The 19,436-nt window shown below is 73.1% G+C and carries 19 protein-coding genes and 1 pseudogene; 10 read left to right on the plus strand and 10 right to left on the minus strand.

All coding sequences use genetic code 11. The features are described from left to right. Nucleotides 1-281 (plus strand): annotated as a pseudogene (locus AC529_RS09105) (hypothetical protein); the annotation flags it as partial. A 226-nt stretch (nt 282-507) separates the two neighbouring features. Further along, nucleotides 508-1,029: a DUF6624 domain-containing protein gene (locus tag AC529_RS09110; RefSeq protein ID WP_068755545.1), complete on the plus strand. Its 522-nt coding sequence runs from the start codon at nt 508-510 to the stop codon at nt 1,027-1,029. A 2-nt stretch (nt 1,030-1,031) separates the two neighbouring features. Here the strand turns inward: AC529_RS09110 and AC529_RS09115 are convergent, their stop codons facing one another. The 3 genes from AC529_RS09115 to AC529_RS20070 are packed head-to-tail and all read right to left on the minus strand — an operon-like array spanning nt 1,032 to nt 3,354. Continuing rightward, the gene (locus tag AC529_RS09115; RefSeq protein ID WP_068755546.1) at nt 1,032-2,129 is read right to left on the minus strand and encodes a methyltransferase domain-containing protein; all 1,098 of its coding nucleotides are present in this window, start codon (nt 2,127-2,129) and stop codon (nt 1,032-1,034) included. Further along, nucleotides 2,126-3,100, minus strand: a complete 975-nt coding sequence (locus tag AC529_RS09120; RefSeq protein WP_157080137.1) for an MvdC/MvdD family ATP grasp protein — start codon at nt 3,098-3,100, stop codon at nt 2,126-2,128. Before AC529_RS09120 ends, AC529_RS09115 begins: the two co-directional genes overlap by 4 nt. Beyond that, nucleotides 3,100-3,354, minus strand: coding sequence for a hypothetical protein (locus AC529_RS20070; RefSeq protein ID WP_157080138.1), 255 nt, complete (start codon nt 3,352-3,354; stop codon nt 3,100-3,102). The genes AC529_RS09120 and AC529_RS20070 overlap by 1 nt, the downstream gene beginning before the upstream one ends. Before the next feature lie 603 nt (nt 3,355-3,957). On the opposite strand from AC529_RS20070, the gene AC529_RS09125 reads away from it, so the two are divergent. Together AC529_RS09125 and AC529_RS20900 are read left to right on the plus strand one after the other, a co-directional pair. Beyond that, on the plus strand, nt 3,958-4,392 hold the full coding sequence (locus tag AC529_RS09125; protein WP_068755549.1) for a DUF1330 domain-containing protein: 435 nt from the start codon (nt 3,958-3,960) through the stop codon (nt 4,390-4,392). Beyond that, nucleotides 4,373-4,684: a hypothetical protein gene (locus AC529_RS20900; RefSeq protein ID WP_232306655.1), complete on the plus strand. Its 312-nt coding sequence runs from the start codon at nt 4,373-4,375 to the stop codon at nt 4,682-4,684. Before AC529_RS09125 ends, AC529_RS20900 begins: the two co-directional genes overlap by 20 nt. Nucleotides 4,685-4,986: 302 nt before the next feature. Here AC529_RS20900 and AC529_RS09135 read toward each other — a convergent pair whose 3' ends face one another. Further along, on the minus strand, nt 4,987-6,243 hold the full coding sequence (locus AC529_RS09135) for an amidase family protein (protein WP_083948056.1): 1,257 nt from the start codon (nt 6,241-6,243) through the stop codon (nt 4,987-4,989). 191 nt (nt 6,244-6,434) lie between these two features. Between AC529_RS09135 and AC529_RS09140 the strand changes: the two genes are divergently transcribed. Further along, nucleotides 6,435-7,016, plus strand: a complete 582-nt coding sequence (locus tag AC529_RS09140) for a hypothetical protein (RefSeq protein WP_068755553.1) — start codon at nt 6,435-6,437, stop codon at nt 7,014-7,016. Between the two features lie 4 nt (nt 7,017-7,020). Here AC529_RS09140 and AC529_RS09145 read toward each other — a convergent pair whose 3' ends face one another. Then, a complete protein-coding gene (locus AC529_RS09145; RefSeq protein WP_157080139.1) occupies nt 7,021-7,791 on the minus strand; it encodes a hypothetical protein in 771 nt (256 codons plus the stop codon). A gap of 170 nt (nt 7,792-7,961) precedes the next feature. Between AC529_RS09145 and AC529_RS09150 the strand changes: the two genes are divergently transcribed. Together AC529_RS09150 and AC529_RS09155 are read left to right on the plus strand one after the other, a co-directional pair. Further along, entirely contained in the window at nt 7,962-8,894 is a 933-nt protein-coding gene (locus AC529_RS09150; protein WP_068755557.1) for a quinone oxidoreductase family protein, read from the plus strand. A gap of 1,218 nt (nt 8,895-10,112) precedes the next feature. Further along, on the plus strand, nt 10,113-10,910 hold the full coding sequence (locus tag AC529_RS09155) for a TetR/AcrR family transcriptional regulator (protein WP_068755957.1): 798 nt from the start codon (nt 10,113-10,115) through the stop codon (nt 10,908-10,910). A gap of 112 nt (nt 10,911-11,022) precedes the next feature. Here AC529_RS09155 and AC529_RS09160 read toward each other — a convergent pair whose 3' ends face one another. Further along, the gene (locus AC529_RS09160) at nt 11,023-11,631 is read right to left on the minus strand and encodes a methyltransferase family protein (RefSeq protein ID WP_068755559.1); all 609 of its coding nucleotides are present in this window, start codon (nt 11,629-11,631) and stop codon (nt 11,023-11,025) included. 76 nt (nt 11,632-11,707) lie between these two features. On the opposite strand from AC529_RS09160, the gene AC529_RS09165 reads away from it, so the two are divergent. Next, nucleotides 11,708-12,097 (plus strand): ArsR/SmtB family transcription factor, encoded by a 390-nt coding sequence (locus tag AC529_RS09165; protein ID WP_068755561.1) that lies wholly within the window; start codon nt 11,708-11,710, stop codon nt 12,095-12,097. Between the two features lie 585 nt (nt 12,098-12,682). On the opposite strand, the gene AC529_RS09175 is transcribed toward AC529_RS09165, so the two are convergent. Then, the gene (locus tag AC529_RS09175) at nt 12,683-13,219 is read right to left on the minus strand and encodes an NUDIX hydrolase family protein (RefSeq protein WP_068755563.1); all 537 of its coding nucleotides are present in this window, start codon (nt 13,217-13,219) and stop codon (nt 12,683-12,685) included. 140 nt (nt 13,220-13,359) lie between these two features. Further along, nucleotides 13,360-15,078, minus strand: coding sequence for a serine/threonine-protein kinase (locus tag AC529_RS20460; protein ID WP_068755564.1), 1,719 nt, complete (start codon nt 15,076-15,078; stop codon nt 13,360-13,362). A gap of 223 nt (nt 15,079-15,301) precedes the next feature. Here AC529_RS20460 and AC529_RS09185 point away from each other — a divergent pair, with 223 nt between their 5' ends. Next, nucleotides 15,302-16,864, plus strand: a complete 1,563-nt coding sequence (locus AC529_RS09185; RefSeq protein ID WP_068755565.1) for an OmpA family protein — start codon at nt 15,302-15,304, stop codon at nt 16,862-16,864. 55 nt (nt 16,865-16,919) lie between these two features. Here AC529_RS09185 and AC529_RS09190 read toward each other — a convergent pair whose 3' ends face one another. Then, nucleotides 16,920-17,579, minus strand: a complete 660-nt coding sequence (locus AC529_RS09190; RefSeq protein WP_068755566.1) for a hypothetical protein — start codon at nt 17,577-17,579, stop codon at nt 16,920-16,922. 113 nt (nt 17,580-17,692) lie between these two features. Here AC529_RS09190 and AC529_RS09195 point away from each other — a divergent pair, with 113 nt between their 5' ends. Further along, on the plus strand, nt 17,693-18,310 hold the full coding sequence (locus AC529_RS09195; protein WP_232306656.1) for a TIGR03085 family metal-binding protein: 618 nt from the start codon (nt 17,693-17,695) through the stop codon (nt 18,308-18,310). 135 nt (nt 18,311-18,445) lie between these two features. On the opposite strand, the gene AC529_RS09200 is transcribed toward AC529_RS09195, so the two are convergent. Beyond that, entirely contained in the window at nt 18,446-19,390 is a 945-nt protein-coding gene (locus tag AC529_RS09200; protein WP_068755568.1) for an AraC family transcriptional regulator, read from the minus strand. Nucleotides 19,391-19,436 lie beyond the last annotated feature (46 nt).

Here is a 19,436-nt window from a genome sequence, read left to right on the forward strand (position 1 = left end):
TCGCTCTGCTGGTCGTGCCCTCCGGGCTCGTCGTGATGGCCGCATGCGTGTGGCGGCTGGCCCGCCGCGACCTGCCGGAGGCGACGCGGGGCATGCAGGCCACCGCCTGGCTGGGGGTCGGGCTGTTCTTCGTGGGACTGTTCTCCCGCCTCATGGCCGACAGCCTCTGGGCGGTGGCGGCCGTCTGGGCGGTCATGGCCGCCGTCGCCGTCGTCACCGCCTGGGTCTGCGCCACCTACACCCCCAGGGGCCCCGAGACGCGGGCGGACCGCGACGGCTGACCCGGCCGCGCAGCAGACCACACCGCGGCCGCCAGGTCTTCCGCCGTGCCTGTTCCGGTGCGACCGCGCTGTGCCGCCACCGCGCGAGTCGGCTTCGCCGTGCCCTTCCCGCGGGCGAGGCGGGACACGGGATGGAAAACACGACCCGCGGCGCCGACGGCGGGGATGAGATCGGATTCCGTGGCAAGGTGACCACTTCCAGGAGCTTTTCCGGGAAGGAGACGCGATGCACGACCACACGTCCCAGGCGCGGACGCAACTGCGCGAGGAACTGCTGGAACGGGCACGGCAAGACACCCGGGCACGCACCGCCGTGCCGGTCGGCCGCGACCCCGAGCGGTGGCGCAGGGTCGTCACCCCGGTCGACCAGGACAACGCGGCGTGGCTGAGCGCCGTCGTCGACGAGTACGGCTGGCCGGGGCGCGGCCTGGTGGGCCGGGACGGTGCGCACGCGGCGTGGCTGCTGCTCCAGCACGCCCCGCACGACCTGCAGCAGCGCTGTCTGCCGCTGCTGCGGGAGGCGGTCGCCGCGGGAGAGGCCGAGGCCGCCGAACTCGCCTACCTGGAGGACCGCGTCCGCTGCCACGAGGGGATGCCGCAGCGCTACGGCACCCAGTACCTGCGGCTGCCCGACGGCGAGGTGCGGATCTACGAGGTCGAGGACCCCGAAGGGCTGGACGAGCGCCGCGCCGCGGTCGGCCTGGAGCCGCACGCCGCCTACGACGCGCGTATCCGCGCCATGCGCTGACCTCACACCTCGATGCGCTGGCCGTGCTTGGTGACGGTGATCGTGTGGTCCTCCACGCTGGGGCGGCCCGCCGCCGTCCAGGAGGCGTGGGTCTCCTCGACCGAGCGCCACAGGTCGCGTGTCCCGGCGATCTGGACCCTGCCGGGGTCGCGGGGGGCGCTCGCCCACGAGCCGTCGGGGGTGAACAGCAGGGTCTGGGTCCCCAGGGAGGCGACGGTGACGTCGGGGAGGGCCGCCCACAGGGCGAACGCCAGGTTCGGGTCGTCCAGGGCTGATCCGCCCAGGTCGCTGGGGCGTGAGGTGGCGTCGCGCAGGTCGCGGGAGGGCAGCAGGCGCCGGTCGGGGACGGCGACCTCGCGGCGAGCGGGCATGAACGACCCGCCGGCGATCGCGCGGAAGTCGCCGGTGGCGGTGCCGTCGGCGTGCACGGTCAGCCGGGCGATGCGTCCCACGGCGGCGTTGCCGACCGAGCGGACGTCGACGAGGATGACGCCGCCGGGCCTGGTCTGCTCCACCCAGGTGTAGGGGACCTGCTCCACCGAGTGGGTGGCGATCACCCGGTCGTAGGGGGCTCTGGCGCGGTGCCCTCCGGCGCTGTCGGCCACGGCGAGGTGCGGGTGCAGGTCGAGGCGTGCCAGACGGGCGCGGGCCGCGGCCACCAGGGCGGGGTCGATGTCGACGGAGACCACGGCAGAGTCGCCGAGGCGGGCCGCGAGCAGTGCGGCGTTGTAGCCGGTCCCGGTCCCCAGCTCCAGTACCCGCATGCCGTCGGCGACGTCGAGGGCGTGCAGCATGGCCAGCATGAGCGAGGGGCGGGTGCTGGACGAGGTGGGCCACCAGTTGTGCGGGTCGTCGGGATGCCGCCGGATCTGGGTGACCAGGGAGGCGTCGGAGTAGACGCGCGGCAGCCAGGCCGGGTCGTCGAGGCCGACCCACTTGGGGCGGGGGCGGTCGTCGGTGTAGAAGCCGGGCACGAAGACGTGCCGGGGGACGGTGAGGAAGGCGCGGCGCCACTCGGGGTCGGCCAGCACCTCCCGGGGGAGCGCGTCGGCGAGGGCGCTGAGCAGGAGGCGCCACTCGGGGACGGGCGGGGCAGTCATGACAGCTCCTCGAGCAGCGCGTCGGCAACCAGGTCACTCATCGCCTGTCCGACCTCTTCGGCCAGCCAGGCCCACTGCGCCCCGGGACCGCACTCCAGGAAGTACCACTGGTCGTCGTCGGTGACGCAGAAGTCGAAGACGCCGAGCCGCAGGTCCAGGGCGTGCAGGTAGCGGCGGCAGCCCTCGGCCACCTGCGGCGGCACGTCGACCGGCCGGTAGACGAGGGCGTCGTAGCGGCTGCGGAAGTCCTGGCGGGCGTGCGGGTCCGTGGAGAGGATCGCGACGGCGGCGTGCCGGTGGCGGTTGGCGAGGACGCGGACGTCGCAGCGTTTGCGGGCGGCCAGGTTCGCCTGGAACTGGTGCATGGTCGACGCGACGCGCCGGTCCACCGTCGCGGGGTCGACCGGGCTGGTGTAGATGAGGGCGAGGCTGCCGTCGTCGGCGACGGCCTTGTGCATGAACGCCTTGTACACGGCGCCGCCGTCGTGGCGGGCGGTGAAGGAGCGGGCGGCGTCGGGGCTGTTGGTGGCCAGGGTGGGCGGGGGAGTCAGGCCGCAGCGTACGGCCGCGGCCAGTTGCAGCGGCTTGTACTCGGCGTCGGCGACCCGGCCGGGGGTGCCGGGCACCCATCGTGCGGGCAGGGAGGCGAGCAGTCCGCCCAGCCCGAAGCGGGCCTCGACCTGGGCGAAGCGGCGTTCCGAGGGGTTCAGTCCGGCGGGCAGGCCGAACGGGCTGGGCTGGCGGTAGAGCACCGCCTCGACCGCGCCGAGGTCGAGGGTCCCCTCGGGGGTGGTGACGGTGCCGTGCCATCCGGAGGGGCCCAGTTCGGCGGTGACCGTGCACGAGGTGGGGAAGGCCGCGGTGTCCAGACGGAAGAAGGCGACGCCGCGGCGGGTGAGCTGCGTGGTCACCTGGTTGGCCTCCCCGTCGTCGGCGGGGGCCAGCACCAGCACCGTTGCGCCTTCGCCCATCAGTCGGTCACGGTCTGGGTGTAGTCGTCGGGGCGGATCTCGCTGTCCTCGCTGTACTCGGTGGGAACGGTCTCCTCCCGGGTGGTGGTGGGCTTTTCGTGCTTGCCCGCGCTGGGGACGGCCAGCGGGCGGCGGGCCTGGTCCATGCCCCACGGCCGGTCCGCGCTGGGCTGCTCGACGCGGGTGGGGACGCGCCGTCCGGGAAGTCCGGTGGGGAATCGGTCTTCGACTAGGACGAGGGGAGAAACTTCCATCGCTCGACTTTCGGGAGAAGGATTTTTCTCTGCCTTCTGTCTTGTTCCCAGCATCGGAGCGGATAAAACTCCGACAGATGAGGAGCGGCGCGGTTGTGGTGCCGGTTGCTTCGTGGAAAGAGGGGATTTTTCGGTTTTGCAGAGAAGGGGGGTTCGTGGTGATGGTCCGGCCTGTTGCCGTTCCTGTGCGGTGAGGCTGGGGGAGGGTGTGTGGGCCAGAGGCGTCCGGGCCGTTCCGCTGGTGGCGGCGGTCCTCCTGGTGGGGAGGGAGGTCCCGATCCGGGCGAGGAGGGCGGGGTGCGGAGCCGTGCGGTGGCCGGGAGGCTCCGGGCGGGGTTCCCGAGCGCGTGGATGAGAAGGTTCGCGGGATTTTTTCACGGATTCGGATGCGGGGGAGCGGGGATTGCGCCGTTCGGGCGGCCGGGTGGAAGGCGTCCATTTGGTGGGGATCTGCTGGCTTTTTGTGGGAAGTGTTCTGCTGTCCCGGCAGGCGCGAGCCCGTCCAATCTACCGACTGGACGGTATGCACGGGTGGGGATGGCGGTCTAGACTGCTGCCGTCTCGACACGGCGGCCCCAGACCGCCCCGACAAGGAGCCCAGGCATGGCAGTCGACCCCTCGGACACCGGTCTCGCACGTCTGCTGGAGGAGGCCCCGGACGGCCCCCTCGTCATGCTGAACCTGCTGCGGTTCGCCCCCGGCGGCCGCCCCCTCTACGAGGAGTACAGTCGCCGGGCGCGCCGGTTCCTGCAACGGTACGGAGCCGAACTGCTCTACGCCGGCGACGGCGCAACTCCCCTGGTCGCGGAGGAGGGGCAGGCCTGGGACGCGGTCCTGCTCGTCCGCTACCCCAGCCGGGAGGCGTTCGGCCGCATGGTCGCCGACCCCGAGTACCGGGAGATCACCGCGTTGCGCACCCGTGCCCTGACCGAGGCCGTGCTCCAGCCCACCACCCCCTGGACGGCCTCCCGCCGCGACGCCCGAACCGGCCCCGTCGCCGACGACCCCTCGGTCCGGCGTGAACCTCACGCGAGGTGAGGGGGGAGGGTGGAGGCATGACGGCTACTCCAACGCCTTCGAGATCAGCCCCGTGCCCCCTCCCGGCCCGGACGCGGTTCCACCGGAGCCCTTCCGCGGCATCTACGGCATGCCCGCATTCGCGACGATCCCCACGGACGACCTGGCGGCGTCGACGGAGCTCTGGATCCGCGGCCTCGGGTTCTTCGAACTGTTCAGCATCCCCGGACAGATCGTGCACCTGCGCCGGTGGGCCTTCCAGGACGTGCTCCTGGTGCCGGTCGACCGAGTCGAACCGCAGCCCCGGCGGTGAGCGTCAGCTTCGCATGCGTGCTCAGCCAGGTCGACGCCATCGCCGAGGCGTGCCGCACGCTGCGCCCCGACTCGGTCGACGGGCCGCGCGACACCCCCTGGAACACCCGCGACATCACGGTGGCCACCCCGAGCACGCCCGGATCGTCTTCACGCCGCAAAACCCTTCGCCCCGGCCAGTCCCGAGGCGAGCAACCTCGCAGCCGTCGGAATCACCCCGCCGGACACCGACCGCGCCTGACGCCCCGCACCGGTCTCTGACCGGAGCGGCCGGAACAGCCCCCGCCCCCGCGGGCCCGGCCCTCACCGCAAGCCGTCGACCCCGCCCGGCACGACGGGCGGGTCGACGACCCTGGCCGCCGCGGCGGCCAGGGCGCGGTCGCTTCCGGCGGCCGCCACGAGGCTGAGCCCGACCGGGCCGTCCGCGCCCCGCACCCCGGGCAGGGTCAGCACCGGCAGCCCCGCCGCGCTCGCCGCGCAGACCAGCAGCACCGTCGTGGTGAGCAGCCCCAGGTCGCCGACGGCCCGCTCGGGCGTGGGAGGCCCCGTCGGGGCCGCCGGCTGCACGAGCGCGGTCCCGGGCGGCAGCAGCTCGGCAAGCACGGCCCGCGCCCGGCGCCTCGTCTCCCGCGCCCACCCGAGGTAGTCGGAGGGCAGGCTCTCGCCCGCGGCGACGGCGTCGGCCACCTGCGGGGAGACGGCCTCGCGGTGGCCGCGCAGCCAGCGGCCGTGCACCTGCCACATCTCCGCGGCCTGGACGATGCCCAGCGCCTCCGCCCACTCCTCCAGTTGTGCGGCGCAGGTGCGCTCCACCGGCCGCAGGGGCAGGCCCAGCCGCTCGGCCCACGCCTGCGCCGCCTCCCGCAGCGGGGAGCGCAGTGCGGGTTCTGCGAGTTCGACCATGTCCTCGGCCAGGACCAGTCGGCGGATCGGCGGCGCGGGGATGCGGGGAAGGAGCACGTCGGCCACCCGGGCCAGCAGCCGCGGTGTCCGGGCGATCCATCCCACGGTGTCCAGGGAGGGGGCCAGCCCGACGCTCCCGGCGGTGGGGACCAGGCCGTGGGTGGGACGCATGCTGCACAGCCCGCAGTAGGAGGCGGGGACCCGGATCGACCCGGCCGTGTCGGTGCCCAGCCCGATGTCGACCAGCCCCAGGGCGACGGCGCTCGCCGAGGCGCTCGACGACCCTCCCGGGACCCGCCCGGGCGCGGCGGGGTTGGGCGGGATCCCGTAGTGCGCGTTGATCCCGGTCAGGCCGTAGGCCAGCTCGTCGGTCCGCACGATCCCGGAGACGTCGGCCCCCGCCCGCAGCAGGGCGTGGACCACCGGAGCGTGGGCGGACTCGACCGGCGCCCCGCGCAGCCACGCAGGGTTTCCCGCCCCGATCGCGTGGCCGCGGACGGCGAAGAGGTCCTTCACCGCGACCCGGGAACCGGACAGCACCCCCCTCCCGCAGGCCGCGACCAGCGGGTCGCCGACGACGCGCCAGAGGGGATCGTGTCCGCCCCCGGCGCCGCCGACCAGGTCCGGCTGCCGGGCGGACGGAGAAGGCACCGACATGGTGGGCAGTCAACCACGGCCGGGCTCCGGCACGGCGACCGGCCCCGGGGCAGGTGCGGGGAGGAGCGCGGGCCGCACGCATCCCCTGGCAGGCCGTCCGGGGGCACCGGCCCCCCGGAGGGCTCCGACTGCCGGGGCGGCGACGGGAGACCACCTTGAACGGTCCGTTCCCGCGCGCCCATCATGGCGTCATGCCCGCCTTCGCCCGCAGAGCCCTCGGCGTGCCGGTGATCGCTGCGGTCCTGACCCTTCCGGCCGCGTGCGCCTCCGAGGAGTCCTCCGGTCTTCCCCCGGCACCGGCGCAGTCGTACTTCCCGCCGGAGCAGGTCCCCTGGGGGTTCGACGGGCTGAAGGAGGTCGGCGTGATCTGCGAGGAGAGCGCCGAGGGCATCGACTTCGACAACACCGGGAGCCGCCCGCTGCCCGAGCCGGGCGAGGCGGACCTGGCGTATGCCAACCAGAACTGCATGTACGACGGGCTGCTCCACGGGACCGGCGGGTCCTACGTCTCCTTCGTCGAGGCGCGGGAGAGCATCACCCCCGCCGAGTGCCACGCGGAAGCGCTGCGGGGCGAGGCCGAGGCGTCGTACTTCTTCGGCGAGGAGCGGACCGCCGAGGAGTGGGGGATCGTGGAGGGGGCGGCGCTGTGCGTGGTCACCGACCGCAACAGGGTGGTCTACGCCCGGATCGACGAGGTCGTCACCGGGGTCGTCGAGGACACCACGGCGCCGCCGATCAGGGGAAGCGCGCTGCTGTGGGTCCCCCGGACGTGACGGGCTACTGCGGGGACCAGACCGTGGCCTCGCCCTCCAGGGTGAGGATGACCTCCCGGGGGCCGTCCTCGCCTTCGGTGATCGTGTCGATCTGGGCGCGCACCACACGCCCCCGGTCCGTGACGATGCAGAACGCCGCGCCCTCGACGACCCCCAGCCGTTCCCGGGTCGAGGGGGACAGGTAGCTCGGGAGGGCCCCGGCGACGGCGGCGCTGCGGCAGGCGATGGCCTCGGTCGCCTCCCCCGGTTCGACCAGCCCGCCACGGGCGTCCTCGGGAGAGTAGACCGTCGTGTCCTCGGAGCAGTAGTCACGTACCCGGTAGGCGACGTCGGGCTCCCCCGGGTCGGGATCGCCTACCACGTCGTCCCAGTTGATGCTGTCCGTGTAGGTCGCGGTGCTGCTGCCGCATTCGTCGCCCAGGTACTGCAACCGCCAGGGGAAGACCTCCGGGGCCCCGTAGCTGAGGGTCCCGGTCTCCCCTGCGGTGGATTCCAGGGGAGGCAGGGACGCCTCCCCGGTCGATCCTCCGTCCTCTTCGCCGGTGGAGGAGGGAGCCGGCGGGGAGTTCCCCTCGGAAGGGTTCCCGGGAAGCCCGAAGAAGGTGACCAGGAGCGCGACGATCAGGAACACCACGAACAGCGATCCGGCCAGAAACGGCCAAGGGCTTGCGGACTCGTCTGCTCTCCCTCTGAACGTCAGATAGACGGTCAGGACCCCGAAAACGATGGTGGCGACCCAGGACGTCCCTTCAACCAGCGACCACACATCCTCCACGTCCAAAAATGCTAGGTGAGTCGGCAGGAACGTGCCAGGCCGGAAATGGCCGTGCACGGTCGGAGGAATGGCCGGGCCGCATTTGTGCGGTTTCTCGGGCGGGGCCTGCGCGGCCGGGGAGGCCGGATCCGGCCGATCGGCAGTCCTGGGGTGCTGGCTAGCCTGACGGCATGAGAGCGATCGGAGTCATGGAGTTCGGCGGCCCAGAAAAGCTACAGGTCGTCGACGTCCCCGAGCCCCACCCCGGGCCGGGGGAGGTGCGGATCCGGGTGCACGCCGCAGCGGTGAACCCCACCGACACCATGCTGCGGGCCGGACTGCGGCGCCTGGAGTGGCCGCCGCCCTACATTCCCGGCATGGACGCCGCCGGGGTCGTCAGCGAGGTCGGAGAGGGCGTGCCCTGGAAGGTCGGGGACCGGGTGATGGCCGTGGTGACGCCGGTCCGGCCGGGCGGGGGAGCCTACGCCGACCACATCGTCGTTCCCGCCGAGTCGGTGGTGCGCATGCCCGAGGGGGCGGACTTCTTCGCCGCCTCCACCCTGCTGATGAACGCGCTCACCGCGCGGCTCGCCCTGGACCGGCTCGCTCTCGAACCCGGGCAGACGGTCGCGGTGACCGGTGCGGCAGGCGCGTTCGGCGGTTACGCCGTCCAGCTCGCCAAGGCCGACGGGCTGCGGGTGGTTGCCGACGCCTCCGAGGCCGACGAGGACCTGGTGCGCAGACTTGGGGCGGACGTGGTGGTGCGCCGCGGCGACGACGTCGCCGAGCGTATCCGCGCCGCCTGCCCGCAGGGAGTGGACGGGCTCGCCGACGGGGCACTCCTGCACGACCTGGCCGTTCCGGCTGTGCGCGACAACGGGGGGATCGCGGTGGTGCGCCACTGGGACGGCGAACCGGGGCGCGGGATCAAGGTGCACCGGATCCTGGTGACCGAGGCGCTCGGGGACACCGCCGCTTTGGACCGGCTGCGCAGGCAGGCCGAGGAGGGGGTGCTCACCCTGCGGGTGGCGCGGGTGCTCCCGGCCGAGCAGGCCGCCGAGGCGCACCGGTTGCTGGAGGCGGGCGGTGTGCGCGGCCGCCTGGTCCTCGACTTCGGCTCCTGACCCTGCGGCAGCCGCGGGGTCAGGGCAGCGGTGACGCGTCGGCCTCCGGCACGTCCGGTCGCGGGCTCGCCGGGTCTCCCGGCGGGAACCGTCGGCTCCGGTGCCCGGGGAACCGCAGGAAGCAGAGGAGAGACCCTTCTGCACGGCTGTCGACGCGGGTGCCCGGGGCGCAGAGGATGCCCCTGGCACCCGCCTCTCTCATGTGTAAATCTATGATGTAAAGGTGGGATTCTTTTTTTATTGACCCACCCCAAAAACATTTCGGTCACCATCAAAAACACACAGGACACCGACACGAACGAAAAACCTGAACTCCCCGGTCCGTTTCCGTGACGGCCTCCTCCATGTCGTGCTCACCGCATAGGCGGACAGGGCTACTGCACTTCACCTCGGCTGGTCCCACCGGTGCATGGAGCGAGGGCGCGGTGCTCACCGACGAGACGGGGCGCACACCCCTCGCCGGGACGGCGTCGGTGTCGCTGTCGTCCACCGAGACGGTGCTTCGGTCACCGTCTGCGCGGCGGACCCGGGCGACCCGTTGGCGCCCGGCATCTCGTCCGGTGTGGGGAGGGAGCGCCGGGTGGCCGAGGTGGTCGACGGTTCCGCTCCGCGGAGGTCACGGGGCGTTCGCCGGTCGCGTGGCGGGAGTGCGCGCGAGGGAGGGGCGTGGCCGTCGACCGGTTCGAGACGGGGACCCTCGCGGGGTGAGCGCGGAGGGGCGGCGGGTGCCTTTGCGGTCTCAAGATAGGTCGAGACCGCGCGGCGGACTCTTCGAGGAGCCGAGGGGCAACCTCGGCCAAGGTTCAGCGGCTGGTCTGCGCGGCCTGCGCGGACAGGCCGGGACCTGAGTGTTGGTTCAGGATGGTTCTCTCTTCCACTCCCCCGGCGCCCCTTCGGGCTGGTACGGGTCTTCGGTGGCGCCCGGGGCGGCACCGGGGCGGCCGGGGGTTCCGAGCAGTCGGCGCGGGGCCCGGTCGTGTCGCGGAGCGGGTGGGCGAAGCGACGGCACCGCGGGCTGTACCGGAGTGCAAACGGGTGCGGCCGGGGAAGTGGTGTGCTTTTCGGTTTCTGGTCGGCGCACTGGTGGGATGATGGTCTTGTTTGCTGTGGCCCGGAAGCTCCCGGTCTGCCGGGTTGCAGCGGTTCGGGGCCTGGTTCCTGGCGACACCCCGTAATCTACGCCGTACACATCAGTGAACAGTGTGTTCAGAGGTGGACATGGCGGATCCCAGACACGACACCGGGCTGCTGTGGGAGGCGCGACGCCGCCCCGGTGTGGAACGGGTCGTGCGCGCCGCGGTGGAGCTCGCCGATGCAGAAGGGCTGGCCGCGGTGTCGATGCGCCGCCTGGCCGAGCGGATCGGCTTCACCACGATGGCGATCTACCGGCACGTGCCGGGCAAGCCGGAACTGCTGGACCTCATGTGCGACGAGGTCATGGGGGAGGTGCGGGAGGCCGCCGCGGAGCCGGAGGGCTGGCGGGAGCGGCTGGCGGAGTGGGCGCGGGAGGGAATGGACCTGTACCTGCGTCATCCCTGGTTGGCGGAGTCGGACAGGTGGCGGCGGGTGCCGGGGCCGCACACGGTGGCCCGGTTCGAGCGTGCCCTGGCCGTGGTGGCGGGAACAGGGCTGCCGCCCGCGCAGACGGTCGCGGCGGTGGACCTCGTCAGCGGGTTCGTGGACAGTGCGGCCCGGCAGGCCGTGGCGGGGGCGCGGCCGGGGCTCGGCGAGGGGTGGGGCGCTCGGGAGCTGCTGCTGGCCGGCCCGGACCGCTATCCGGTGTTGGGCGGCCTGTACCGGGAGGGGGCCTTCGAGGCGCCCGTGGACTCCTTCGAGTTCGGCCTACAGCGGGTCCTGGACGGTCTGGAGGCCCTGGTGCGTGATGTAAAGCGTGACGTAACCGGGTGCGGGGTGTGTGGCAGGCTGATTGAGCGGGGGGCGTCCGGGCGGCCGCGGGCGTACTGTTCGCGGGCCTGTCGGCAGCGCGCCTACCGGATGCGCAGGAAGCAGGGCTGAAGAGTCGGCGGTCGGTACGGGCGGGGCGTCGCGGCGGCGTGTCCTGCTGTACGGCACCGGTGGGCGCCCGGGGTCCGGTGCCGGGGCCCGGGGCGTGCCGTGTCGGAGGGCGTCACCGGTGTGCGGCACGCAGTCTGCCCAGTGCGGGCAGGAAGCGTCCGGTGCGGGCGGCGTAGGAGCGGTAGGCGGGGCCGTGGGTGCGCAGCAGGTGGGGCTCCTCGACGAGGCGGACCTGGATCTGCGCGGCGGCGACGTACACCGCCAGCGCGGCTGCGGACAGCGCCGAGGGGAGGGCGAGCAGTTGTCCGAGGAGCAGGACTCCCATACCGGTGAAGACGGGGTTGCGGACGAGCGCGAAGAGGCCGTGCGTGACGAGTTCGGTGCGTTCGGTCCGGTCCACGCCGATCCGCCAGGAGGCGCCCATCGTGGCCTGGGCGATGAGGGTCAGTGCCAGGCCGAGTGCCATCAGGGTCAGGCCGCCGGCTCCCACGGCGGGGGGAGGGGCGGCGGTGGCCAGGCCGGCCAGGGCTGCGACCGGTGCGGCCAGGCCCAGGACGAGCGCGCCGGCGAAGAGGACGCCGGCCCACCAGGGAGCGGTGAAGGGGGCGGTGTCCGGTCGGCGGAACCCGGTGTCGCCGGTGCGCAGCCAGGCGGCCAGGGTGCGCGCGCCGAAGGCCAGGGCGAGGCCGAGCAGGTACAGGACGAGTGCGGCTGGTGCCATGGGGGTCTCCGCTTCGGAGGCGGGGCGCGGTCGGCCCGCACGCTTCATCATCGTCAAAATTAGATATCATCGCTTTATGGCGATTGATAGCATGGGCGGGAGCAAGGACGCAACGGCAGGCGTCGACGCGGCCGCAGCACTCTTCCACAGCCTCTCCGACGTCACCCGGCTGGCCATCGTGCGCCGTCTGGCCCGGGGCGAGGCCCGGGTGGCCGACCTGGTGGCCGAGTTGGGGCTGGCCCAGTCCACGGTCTCGGCGCACGTGGCGTGCCTGCGCGACTGCCGCTTGGTGGAGGGGCGTCCCGAGGGGCGGCAGGTGTTCTACTCGCTGGCCCGCCCCGAACTGCTGGACCTGTTCGCCGCGGCGGAGGTCCTGCTGGCCGCGACCGGCAACGCGGTCGCGCTGTGCCCCAACTACGGGACCGACAGCCGTCCGGCCGCGGCCGAAGAGTGCTGTGACGGGTGAGGCGCGGCGGCGGGGAGTCCCGCACGGCCCCGCGGCTCGCACGGGGAGGAGCCGCGGACGCTGGGTGGGGGACGGAGCCGACGGCGCGTCGGTGCGGGCCGCCGCTCGAGGGAGCCCTGCGGGCGGTGGCCGTCGAGACGGCCGATGCGGCCCTGAGGGGTGAGGACCTGCGCCACTGGCGCGCGCCGTTCCCGGGCGGTCATGGGCAGAGCGCGGGCTGTGGCCGTCGTCGTGGTGCCGTTGGCTCTTGCCCTGGGCTCGACTGCGGTGGTGCGGGTGTGCGAGGTGGCCGGGCTCGTGGCCGTCGGCGACGGTGTCCGTGCCGCAGGCGCCAGCGGGCTGGGCGGGGTCTTCTCGCCCGTGGCGTCCGCGGGGCGCGGGTCGCAGCGCTCGGTGCCTTGAGGGCCGTGGCGGGACGCGGACCGCGGGCCTCGGCAGTGTCCGGGGTGTTCGTGGACGTGCGGGGCCGGGGTCCCGGTGAACACGCGGCGGGCGGACGTCCACCGGGATCGGCGGGGAGCGGACGGCGCGGTGGACGGGTTCCTTCTGCGGGCGCCGGCGCTCTAGTTCTCGCGGGACGGCGGGTCAGGGAAGGCGGCCGACGTGGGCCAGTGCCTGGCGCAGCAGGACGTCCTGGCCGCCGCTCATCTCTTGCAGCACCTGAGGGCTGGCGGCCTCCTCGGGGGTGAACCACACGAGGTCGAGGGCGTCCTGGCGGGGCTGGCAGTCGCCGGTGACCGGTACCACGTACGCCAGGGACACCGCGTGCTGGCGGGGGTCGTGGTAGGGCGTCACGCCGGGGGTCGGGAAGTACTCGGCGACGGTGAACGGCTGCGGCGAGGTGGGGATGCGGGGCAGCGCCACCGGGCCGAGGTCTTTTTCCAGGTGGCGCAGGAGTGCGTCGCGGATGCGCTCGTGGTAGAGGACCCGTCCGGAGACCAGCGCCCGGTTGATGGTGCCGTCGGGGCCGACGCGCAGCAGCAGGCCGACGCTGGTGACTTCGCCGCGGTCGTCGGTGCGGACCGGGACGGCGTTGATGTAGAGGATCGGCATGCGGTCGCGCACCGACTCCAGTTCCTCGCGGGAGAACCAGACCGGTGTGGTGTCCGTGGTATCAGTCATGTCTTCGTTACTACCGCATCCGCAGGCCGGGTGTGCGGTGGTGGGGGAGGTTGTCCGGGGAGGGAGCGCCGGGCCGGGGCAGGGGCGGGTTCTTGAGTGCCGGGATCGCACCGTGTCCGGGGAGCCGGTGGGGGCAGTCGTCAGGACTGTTCGGTGTAGCGGTCGCCGGCGAACCATCTGAGGGCTGCGCGCAGGCGTGTGAGCTCGCGGACGCCGCCCGCTCCGATGTCGTCGACGGTGAACCGGTAGGAGTTGCGTGTCGGCAGAGGGGAGTTGGATGCCAAGGTCAGGCGCAGGGACTTGTTCTTCAGACGGACCTGTTGGACGTCGCTCCAGTGGAACGTCTTCTGGTCGCCGCCCCGCAGCCGCAAGGTGGGTCCGTGGGGGGAAAGGACGAGCTTGAGCGGGGGAAACACCAGGCCGAGCAGAGACCCCAGGATGCCGCCGCCGAGGGGGAAGGCGATCGTGACGGGGACCAGGGCCGGGGTCCAGTGCTCGGGGAGGGCGCCCTCCACCACGAGGGACTCCACGGACACCACTCCGCCGAGGATGCCTATCAGCACGGTTGACACCACCACGACGAACCTGCCGACCACGACCGCGCTCCACCACCTGCTGCCGGTGAAGGCCACCTGGTGGACCGGTTCGGGCACGGGGGCCTCCCTGCTGGGGAGGTCGAACGGGATCCCGGTGGGGACGCCGGGGCGCAGGTCGACGTGCTGGGGTGGGCTCACCGCCCCGGCTGCGCCGACCTGGAGGGAGTGGGTCCCCGGGGCGAGGTGGAGGGTGCGCTCCTGTCCGGGGGCGAGCTCTCCTGCGGCGGAGCCGTCGAGGAGGACCTGCATCGGTTCGGGGCTGAGGTTGCCGATGCGCAGGAGCGCCTGCTCTTTCGCAGGCGCCTCGCCGGGCCTGGAGGTGTGGGGCGGGGGCGGGCTGTCGGCGGCCGGTGCGGGCCGGGTCTCGGCCAGGGTGAGGAGCAGGGTGCGGTGGCGGGTGATGACCTCGGTGAGCTCGTCGGGCAGCCACCGTCCCCCGGGGCGGTCCTGCGGGGGCGGGGCCAGTGCGTTCAGGTCGGCCATCAGCAGGTCCAGGCCGGGGCGTTGCCCGGGGTTCTTGGCCAGGCAGGACGCCACCAGGTCGACCAGGGGCGCGGGCAGGCCGGACAGGTCCGGTTCGGCGTGCACGACCCGGTAGATCACGGTGTGGAGGGGGCCCTGGCCGAAAGGGCTGCGGCCGGTGGCGGCGAAGGCCAGCACGCTGCCGAGGGAGAAGACGTCGGAGGGCGGGCCGACCTCGTCGGCGCGGGCCTGTTCGGGGGACATGAACGCGGCCGTGCCCACCACGGTGGCCGTGCGGGTGTGGGAGGTGGCGTCGAGGGCGCGGGCGATGCCGAAGTCGATCAGCCGGGGGCCGTCGGAGGCCAGGATGACGTTGCCGGGTTTGAGGTCGCGGTGCACCAGCCTGCGGGCGTGGACCGCGGCCAGTCCTTCGGCCAGGCCCGCCCCGAGCACCGCCACCGATTCCACGGACAGGGGGCCGTGCTCGGTCACGGCGGCCTGCAGGCTGGGGCCGGGGATGTAGGCGGTGGCCAGCCACGGCGGGACGCCGTTCACGTCGGCGTCGACCACCGGAGCGGTGTAGAAGCCTCCGACCCGGCGTGCGGCCTCCACCTCGGCGGCGAAGCGCCTGCGGAATTCCGGGTCGTCGGCCAGTTCGGGGCGCACCACCTTGACCGCGACCGTGCGTCCGCCCGGTGAGCGCCCCAGGAACACCTGGCCCATTCCTCCGCCGCCCAGCCGGGCGTGCAGCCGGTAGGGGCCCACCTGGACGGGATCGCCGTCGCGCAGCGGACGAACCATGGCATCACTTCCGTACAGAGACAGAGCGTAGAAAGGGTACTGCTGTCCGCATCCGATGATCCCCGCAGGAGGTGCCGCTGAAAATTTCCGGCGGACGCCGGTGGCCTTCGTACGGTCCTGTCGGCCGGTCCGGGGCGGAGGGCTGTGCGTTTCGCACTTGTGCGGGGATTCCAGCAGGATTGGTGCCCGAACGATTCCCCCCGATTGATCGGAGATTTCCCGCATGGCGCGGAACGGACGCGTCTTCTCGCTGATCGCGTTGCTGGTGGCGGGCTGCGTGCTGGTGAGCGGCTGCAGCGTGGTGATGTCGTGGGTGTCGGACGGCCCCCCGGTGGTCCGAGAGGAGTTCCCCTACGTCAAGGAGGGGACGATCTTCCAGGACACCGGGCAGGACACGACGATGCGGTTCGCCATCACGGGCCTGGAGCGCACCGACGAGTACACGGTGCTGCACTACGAGATCACCTATCCGGAGGAGTTCGAGGGCGCCAACCGCAACCTGAGCATGACCTACACCCTGGTCGACCCGATCACCGGGCGGGTGTACCGGCCGTATGTGGACGACCAGGGGTTCAAGTACGGTTCGGTGAGTCCGACCGGCAACGGCCTGTACCCGGTGTTTCCCGGGGTGACCAACGAGTACCGCCGCTACTTCCCGAGGCTGCCCGACCAGGTGCGGCAGGTGACGTTCGTGGGCAGCGGCCTGGGCGCGATGACCGGGATTCCGGTGCAGGACGTGGAGGAGGAGCGGCCCGAGCCGCAGGCCCCCAACGGGGAGCAGCACCTGTCGGTGGACGACCCGCCGTCTTCCGGGGAGAAGCTGACGTTCGCCAACCGGCGTCCCGACGAGGACGCGGTCGCGGCCGAGGGCTGGGTGGAGAGCTTCGTGGACTCCGAGATCGCCTCGGTGACCCGCGACGGCGACACCGAGACGATCTCGCTCCACTCCGACGTCATGTTCGAGTTCGACAGGGCCGACCTGACGCCGGAGGCCGAGGCGGTGGTGCGGCGGGCCGCCGAGACCCTGGAGCGCAACGTCGATCCGGACAACCCGGAGATCATCATCATCGGCCACACCGACGGCAAGGGCAGCGACGCCTACAACGACGACCTGTCGGTGCGGCGTGCCGAGACCGTGCGCAACCTGCTGGTGGAGGAGATGGGCACCGGCTACACCTACGTGGTGGAGGGGCGCGGCAGCCGCGAGCCGATCGCGCGCGAGGGCGGTCCCGACGACGAGCAGGCGCGGGCCCGCAACCGGCGGGTGGAGTTCTCCTACACCATCCGGATGCCGGACGGCGGTGAGGAGGCGACCGACGACGGTCTGGGGGTTGCGGGGCAGAACGTGTCCTGGCCCGCGCCGTTCACCGACGACCCGGGGGACGTGGTGGCCAGTGTGGAGCGTGAGGGGGTGCGGTTGGACGTCTACCCGCTGCGGCGCGACGGCGCTTTTGTGGTGGGGACGGTGACGTTCACCAACACCACGGACGCGCCGTTGGACCCGGGGCTGGACGGGGCTGCCGTGGCGGGCGGCCCGGAGCGGTTCAGCAAGGGCACGCTGGGCGGTTTCCAGGTGGTGGAGCCGGAGAGCGGTCTGGTGCGCTACGTGGCGCAGATGAACTTCGGTGACGGCGTGTACAGCAGTTTCGCCGAGGAGGTGCACCGGTTGCAGCCGGGGCGCACCTACGAGCTGGTGGCGGTGTTCTCCGCGCCCGGGTCGGAGGTGGAGCAGGTGACGCTGCGCGCCGGGGTGTTCGGGGAGATCCCTGAGGTTCCGGTGGAGTAGGAGCGTCCGGTGCCGTGGACGGGGCCGCCTCGGGGCGGCCCCGTCGTGTCGGGGGCTACTGGCGCAGGTTCTGGGCGGCGGTGAAGAGGATCTGTTCCATCTCCTGCTGGCTGATGTCGGAGGAGGAGGCGATGACGGAGATGTGCGTGTCGCCGGGGAGCTGCAGGGACAGTTGGCGCAGGGAGCCGTCGACGGTGACGAGGTATTTGAGTTCGCCGCCGAGTTCGTCGGTCTGGGTGGTCTGGTAGGTGTCGGTGTTGACGTCGACGTCGACCTCCCAGCCCATCTCCTGCTGGGGCGGTTGTCCGGCCTGCTCGGGGCGGATCACGGTGAGGCGGTCGCTGGGATCGACGTTGACGGCGAAGACGAGGGTGATCGACTCGCTGTCGGGATCGGTGCCCTCCGACCAGGTGCAGGTGAGCTGGCGGGCGTCGGCGTCGTTGATCTCCTCGGTGGCCTCCACGGGGGCGGCGGCCTGGGGGGCCAGGTCGCCGACCAGTTCGGTCGCGCCCGCCTCGGCGCAACTGTCGGGGAGGGCGAAGGCGGTGTCGGCGGGGGTGGGGGTGGGTGCGGGCGAGGTCAGTGCGGTGACGGGGAGGGTGAAGTCGTCGTCGCCGGTGAGGTACTGGTAGCCGAAGTACACCAGTCCGCCGACCACGACGATTCCGGCGGTCGCGGCGAGGCATCCGGCGGGGGTGGAGGGGATCAGTCGCATGGAAGGCTTTCGGTCGCTCACAGGGGATTGGGTCGAGTGCCGCTGGGGCACGGGCGCAGACGGCAGAACGTTAGCAAGAAAACCCGGACAGTCCGGCTTGTGAGGAGGGGACCGTGGCAGGCGAGGCGGCGAGGGGTCTGGCCCGTGCCGAGCGGGCGGCGTTGTGCGACCTGTTGACCGAGGTGGGGCCGGAGGAGCCGACGCTGTGTGCGGGATGGACGACCCGGGATCTGGCCGTGCACCTGGTGGTGCGGGAGCGGCGCCCGTGGCGGTGGGGCGGGGCCGCGGTGCGGCGGCAGGCCGAGCAGATGGCGTTCGAGGAGCTGGTGGCGGCGCTGCGGCAGCCGCCGCGCTGGTCGCTGGGCGGTTTCGGGTGGGTGGACCGCCTGGCCAACACCGCGGAGCTGTTCATCCACCACGAGGACGTGCGGCGGGCGCGTCCGCAGTGGCAGGTGCGCCCGCTGACGCGGGCCCAGCAGGCGGAGCTGTGGCGTGCGGTGCGGCTGCTGGCCAAGCTGGGGCTGCTGCGGTTTCGGGCGTCGGTGGTGGTGGAGGCGCCCGGTTTCGGTCGGGTGACGGCGGGGCGGGGCGGCGCGGGGGTGCGCGTGGTGGGCCCGCCCTCGGAGCTGGCGCTGTTCGTGACGGGAAGGCAGCGGGCGGCCCGGCAGGTGCGGGTGATCGGGCCGGATGCGCTGGCCGAGCAGTTGGCCTCTGCCGAGCTCGGCTGGTGACAGCGCCGTGACGCCTGCGGCCAGGGGTGCGCCCTGCCCCGCGCCCTGTCGGCCGCCCCGCGGGCCGTGGGAGGTCCAGGGGCGGCGGGCAGGCGGCGAACCGCCCCGGGGCGCCGGCTGGCCCGCCGGGCGGGGTCAGCGCCGCTTGGGGCCGTCGCGGGTGTCCCGGAGGTGGCGCGGGCTGGTGCCGTGGTGGCGTTTGAAGGCGGCGCTGAACGCGAACGGGCTGGTGTAGCCCACGGTGCGGGCCACCGCTTCGACGGTGCTGTCGGGGTCGTCGCGCAGCAGGTCGGCGGCCCAGTCCAGGCGGTGGGCGGTCAGGTAGGCCATGGGAGGCCGGCCCACCAGGGCGGTGAAGCGGCGGGCGAGCGTGGCGCGGGCCACGCCGACGGCGGCGGCCAGGGACGCCACCGTCCAGGGGCGGGCCGGATCCTGGTGGAGCAGGGCCAGGGCGCGGCCCACCACCGGGTCGGCGGCGGCGCGGTAGTGGGCGGGCGCGCGGGAGCGGGGGTCGCCCAGCCAGGCGCGCAGCGCGGTGATGAGGACCAGGTCCAGCAGGCGGTCGAGGACGGCCTGCTGGCCGGGCAGGTCCCTGGCGGTCTCCTCGGCCAGCAGGCAGGCCAGCGCGTCGTCGCGGGGGACGACCAGGAGCGGGGGCAGGGCGGCCAGCAGGCGGCGGCCCGCTGTGGTGGGCGTGGGGTAGGTGCCCACGAGCAGCATGGTCGCGCTCTGGGGTGCGCTGCCCCAGGTGCGCACTCCCAGGCTCATGGTCTCGGCCAGGGGGCGGCCGTGCAGGGTGGTGCAGTGCTGTGCGGGGCCGATGAGGATGCGCGGGGCGCGGCCGGGGGTGTCGGCGACCGTGTAGGGGGCGGGGCCGCGCAGCACGGCGGTGTCGCCCTGGCGCAGGTGGTGGGGCGGGGCGTGGTCGGGGGCCAGGTGGGCGTGGCCGCGGACGACGGTGAGGAGGGTCAGCGGGGCGCGGTCGGCGACCCGCAGCGACCAGGGAGGGTCCAGCAGGACGCGCAGCAGGAAGGCGTCGCGGGCGCGGGGGCTGTGCAGCAGGGGAAGGAGCGCGTCCACGACGGGGAGTGTAGACGCTCGCGCAGCAGGGCGAGCCTGACGCGCA

The organism is Thermobifida cellulosilytica TB100 (assembly GCF_001517975.1).
GTDB classification, from domain to species: Bacteria; Actinomycetota; Actinomycetes; order Streptosporangiales; family Streptosporangiaceae; genus Thermobifida; species Thermobifida cellulosilytica.